Here is a 5051-nt window from a genome sequence, read left to right on the forward strand (position 1 = left end):
CCGCCTCCACCCCCACCGCCGCCACCCCCGCCACCTACAACGGCCGCGGCGACAAGATCCTCACCATCACCAGCCCCGTCGAATCCGGCCCCTTCCTCGCCGAGATCGAGAGCCGCGGCACCGACAACTTCGCGGTCTGGACCCTGAACGCCGCCCTGGAGACGGACAAACTCCTGGCCAACACGATCGGCCCCCACCGCGGCCGCGCCCTCGTCGACGAACGCGGCGGTCGCACCACGCGCCTGAAGATCGAGGCCGACGGCGAGTGGACGATCCGCCTGCTCCCCGTGGACGCCGCCCGCCTCCTGACGGACCGTCTGACCGGCACCGGCCCCGAAACCGTGCGCTGGAACGGCCCCCGCACCGTCCTCGCGACAACCCACCGCGGCCAGAGCACCTTCATCGTCGGCGCCTTCACCGTCGAGGCCGACAAGGGCGCGTACCTCGGCACCCTCGCCAACGCCATCGGCGACTACGACGGCGAGTCGATCCTCCCGGCCGGCCCCTGCCTGATCGAACTCGAAGCCGACGGCCCCTGGACCCTGACCCCGGAAGTCGGCTGACTCGGCCGCGACCGACACGCCACCATTCGAGGTAGATAGGGCGGTGCGCGGGATCTTCCTGATCTGCTGACCGGGTGAATCTCCTGTCGCGTCGTCCCGGGCTCTGGGTCGTCGCGCTGGCGCTCGTCGCCTCGGCGATCGGGTGTGGCAGCGCGAAGTCCGGGCCGCCCGTGCTCAATTGGTACGTGCCGCCCGACAACGGGGCGTACCAAAAGCTCGCGGACCGGTGCAGCAGGGCCTCCGGCGGTGCCTACCGGGTCAAGGTCTCGGTGTTGCCCACCGATGCGTCGGGGCAGCGCGAGCAGTTGGTGCGCCGGCTCGCCGCCAAGGACTCCTCGATCGACGTGATGGCGCTCGACCCCGTCTTCGTCCCGGAGTTCGCCGAGGCGAAGTTCCTGCGGCCGTTCACGGCGGCCGAGACCGGTCCGCTCGTCGACGGGATGCTGCGCAGCGCGGTGGAGTCGTCCACGTGGCGCAACCGCCTGGTCGCGGCGCCGTTTCGGGCCAACACCCAACTCCTTTGGTATCGCAAGTCGATCGCCGCCAAGGCCGGTCTCGACCCGACCCGGCCCGTCACGTGGGACCAACTGATCGACGCCGCCGAGCAGACGCACCGCACGGTCGCGGTCCCGGCCAAGCGCTACGAGGGCATCACCGTGTGGGTCAACGGCCTGGTGGCCGGAGCCGGCGGCGCGATCGTCGAGGACGTCGAGAAGGGCATCGACCTCAAGGCCACCCTCACCCGGGGCGGCGCCGGCAAGCGCGCCGCCGAGGTCATGCGCCGACTGGGCCGCTCGTCGGCCGCGCCGCCCAACCTCGCGACCTCGATCGAGGACGACACCCGAGTCACCTTCCAGTCGGACCTCGGCGGCTTCATGATCAACTGGACCTACGCGCACGGCGCCGCCGCGGAGGCCGTCGGCAAGGGGCAGCTCTCGCAGGCGATCCTCGACGACTACGGCTGGGCGCGCTACCCGCAGACCGACGCCGGCACGGTGTCCAAGCCGCCGTTCGGCGGGATCTCGCTCGGCGTCAGCGCCTACGGCAAGCACACCGCCCAGGCGGCCAGGGCCGTGCAGTGCGCCGGCACGCTGGAGAACCAGATCACCTACCTACTGGAGTCCAAGGAGACCACGGCCAAGGCCGCGGCCTACGACGACCCGCGCGTGCGCGAGGCGTTGCCGATGGCGGAGCTGATCAAGCAGTCGCTCGACGAGGCCGGCCCGCGCCCGCGTACCCCCTACTACAACGACGTGTCCGCGTCCGTGCAGCGCAAGTACCACCCACCCGCCGACGTCGACCCGAACACCGCCCCACGCGACACCGACACGCTGATCACCGGGGTCCTGCACGACGAGGTGCTGCTGTGAGCACGGCATTGGCCGGACCCCCGGGAGAGGCCGCCGACGCGGCGGCCAAGGCGCCCCGGCACAAGAAGCCGCGCGACCACGCGCAACGCATGCGGCGCACCGGCCTGCTGCTCTCCGCGCCCGCCGTGGTGATCATGCTGGCGGTCGCGATCGCGCCGCTCGTGGACGCCGCGTGGCTCTCGCTGTGGCACAAGCGGCTGACCACGCCCGACGCGAACTCCTTCGCGGGCCTGTCGAACTACTGGGTCGTGCTCAAGGACCCGCTGTGGTGGACCGACGTGTGGACCACGGTCGTGCTGACCATCGGCACGGTCGCGGTGGAGTTCGTACTCGGGTTCGGGCTCGCGCAACTCATGCAGCGCGCGATCCACCTGCGCCGCACGCTGCGCACGATCGTGCTGATCCCGTACGGCATCGTCACGGTCGTGTCGGCCTACGCGTGGCGCTACGCCTTCGATCCGTCGACCGGCTTCGTCAACGACTGGTTCGGCACCGACACCGCGTGGTTCGACAACCGGTGGTCGGCGTTGTTCGTGATCGCGCTGTCGGAGATCTGGAAGACCACCCCGTTCATGTCGCTGCTGTTGCTCGGCGGCCTGATCCAGGTCTCGCCGGACGTGCACGAGGCAGCGCGCGTGGACGGCGCCGGCGCGTGGCAGCGGCTCACCCGGGTCACGCTGCCGATCATGAAACAGGCGATCCTGGTCGCGCTGTTGTTTCGCACGATGGACGCCTTTCGCATCTTCGACTCGGTGTTCGTGATGACGGGCGGCGCCAACGACACCGAGACGGTGTCCTTCCTGGCCTACCGCCAACTCGTCAGCCGTACCGCGCTCGGTCTCGGCTCGGCGATCTCGGTACTGCTGTTCGCGTGCGTCCTGCTGATCGCCTTCCTGTTCATCAAGCTGTTCCGTACCGACGTGAGTCAGCTCGGGAGCCCCCAGTGAGTCACACCAGCCCCGCCCGCGAGGGCGCCCGCGTCCTGGTCAGCGTCGTGGTGATCGCGGTGACCGTACTGCCCCTGGCCTGGATGGTGTCGCTGTCCTTCAAGGGCGGCGACGACATCAACAACGCGAAGTTCCTTCCCAGCAAGTGGAGTTGGGAGAACTACCGGACGGTCTTTCGCAACGACCTGTTCACCGACGCGCTGCGCAACTCGATCGGCATCTCGCTGATCGCCACCGTGATCGCGGTGGCGTGCGCGACCGGTACGGCGTACGCGATCGTGCGGCTCGAATTCCCCGGCAAGCGGCTGATCCTGCTCGGCGCGCTGGCGATCGCGATGTTCCCCACGATCGCCGTGGTGGGTCCGCTGTTCGACATGTGGCGCAGCATCGGTTTGTTCGACACCTGGATCGGGCTGATCCTGCCCTACCTGTCGTTCACGATGCCGCTGTCGATCTGGACCCTCACGTCGTTCTTCAAGCAGATCCCGTGGGCCCTGGAGGACGCCGCGCGGATCGACGGTGCGTCGGGATGGCAGGCGTTTCGCTACGTGATCGCGCCGATGGCGATCCCGGCCGTGGTCACCACCGCGATCCTGGTGTTCTTCTTCGCGTGGAACGACTTCGTCTTCTCGGTGTCGCTCACCTCGACCAACGCCTCGCGCACGGTTCCGGCCGCGCTGGCCTTCTTCACAGGTGCCTCGCAGTTCCAACAGCCCACCGCCGCCATCGCCGCCGCGTCCGTCGTGGTGAGCATTCCGGTGGTCGTTCTGGTCCTGGTCTTCCAGAAGCGAATCGTCGCGGGCATCACCTCCGGCGCGGTCAAGGAGTAGAGGGCGATAGATTCTCCCGCCATGAGCGAGCGGAACAGACGTGTCGGTGTCATGGGCGGCACCTTCGACCCCATCCATCACGGGCACCTGGTCGCCGCGAGCGAGGTGGCGGGTCAATTCGACCTCGACGAGGTCGTCTTCGTACCGACCGGGCGGCCCTGGCAGAAGGACACGCAGGAGGTGTCCTCGCCCGAGGACCGATACCTGATGACGGTCATCGCGACCGCGTCCAACCCGACCTTCTCGGTGAGCCGCGTGGACATCGACCGCGCGGGCGAGACGTACACCCTCGACACCCTGCGGGACCTGCGTGAAGCGGCGCCTGCGGGCACCGAGTTCTTCTTCATCACCGGCGCGGACGCGCTGTCGCAGATCTTCGGTTGGCACAACGCGCACGAGATGTTCGAGCTCGCGCATTTCGTGGGTTGCACCCGTCCGGGGCACACTCTGTCCGACCCGGGTTTCCCGGACGGCGGCGTGAGCCTGGTGGAGGTCCCCGCACTGGCGATCTCGTCGACCGACATCCGTGCAAGGGTGGCCGGGGGCAATCCGGTCTGGTACCTGGTGCCGGACGGGGTCGTCCAATACATCAGCAAGCGGGGGCTGTACCGGGGAGCTTCGTGAGCAACGACGACCGCGACTGGGAGCCTTACGGCACCGAGCGAGGGGACGGCGGGCAGGCGCAGGGGCGACAACCGGGCCAGGGCTCGTACGGGCCGAACGGCGAGTACACCGGCCATCAGCCGCCGGCGACGCCGAGCGGCCCGAGCGGGCTCGATCCGGTGAGCTTCACGCCGCAGGAGTACCAGTACGACCCGAACACGTATGACCCGAACACGTACGACTCGAACACGTACGACCCCAACGCGTACGACCCGAACGCCTATGCCCCCGGCGGGTACGACGGCGGCGGCTACGGCACGACCGGCTACGACACCGGTACGACCGGCCCGGGTGGTGCGGGTGGTGCGGCCGGCCCGGCGGGCCCGTACGACCCGAACGCGTACGGTGCCACCGGCACTTCGGCCCCGACCGGCTACGACGCCTACGACGCCAACGCCTACGACCCGAACGCCTACGACCCGACGGCGTATCAGCCGCAGACGTACCAGGACCAGAGCCAGGGCCAGGACCAGGGCCAAGGCCAGGGCCAAGCCCAAGGCCCGAGCGCCCCACCCGGGCAGCCGGGCGGATACGTGCCGCCCCAGGGCTACTACGAGCAGTCGGCACCCCGGCAGCCCGCAGGGTTCTACGAGCAGCAGCCGGCCGCCGACCCCGCCGGCTACCGCACCGAGGCCGGCGAGGCGCCCGTAGTCCCGCCGAGCCGCTCCGCGCCGCCGC

The 5051-nt window shown here is 69.5% G+C and carries 4 protein-coding genes and 2 pseudogenes; all 6 read left to right on the top strand.

Features of this window, described 5'->3' with window-relative positions:
- Positions 1–563 (top strand): annotated as a pseudogene (locus GT354_RS32715) (hypothetical protein); the annotation flags it as partial.
- A gap of 74 nt (positions 564–637) precedes the next feature.
- Positions 638–1933, top strand: a complete 1296-nt coding sequence (locus GT354_RS32720) for an extracellular solute-binding protein (protein ID WP_346012285.1) — start codon at positions 638–640, stop codon at positions 1931–1933.
- Entirely contained in the window at positions 1930–2880 is a 951-nt protein-coding gene (locus GT354_RS32725) for a sugar ABC transporter permease (protein WP_346012286.1), read from the top strand. Before GT354_RS32720 ends, GT354_RS32725 begins: the two co-directional genes overlap by 4 nt.
- Positions 2877–3710 carry a carbohydrate ABC transporter permease gene (locus GT354_RS32730; protein ID WP_161360000.1) on the top strand — a complete coding sequence of 278 codons (834 nt, stop codon included), beginning with the start codon at positions 2877–2879 and terminating at the stop codon, positions 3708–3710. The genes GT354_RS32725 and GT354_RS32730 overlap by 4 nt, the downstream gene beginning before the upstream one ends.
- Before the next feature lie 21 nt (positions 3711–3731).
- The gene (nadD, locus tag GT354_RS32735; RefSeq protein WP_161360001.1) at positions 3732–4334 is read left to right on the top strand and encodes a nicotinate-nucleotide adenylyltransferase; all 603 of its coding nucleotides are present in this window, start codon (positions 3732–3734) and stop codon (positions 4332–4334) included.
- Positions 4331–5051 (top strand): annotated as a pseudogene (locus GT354_RS32740) (hypothetical protein); the annotation flags it as partial. The gene nadD and the pseudogene GT354_RS32740, both read left to right, overlap by 4 nt.

The organism is Streptomyces sp. SID3343 (genome assembly GCF_009865215.1).
Lineage (GTDB): Bacteria > Actinomycetota > Actinomycetes > Streptomycetales > Streptomycetaceae > Embleya.

What these genes read in the sequence shown, in the direction of transcription:
- nadD (WP_161360001.1), top strand. Translation starts at nt 3,732, where the DNA reads ATGAGCGAGCGGAACAGACGTGTCGGTGTCATGGGCGGCACCTTCGAC.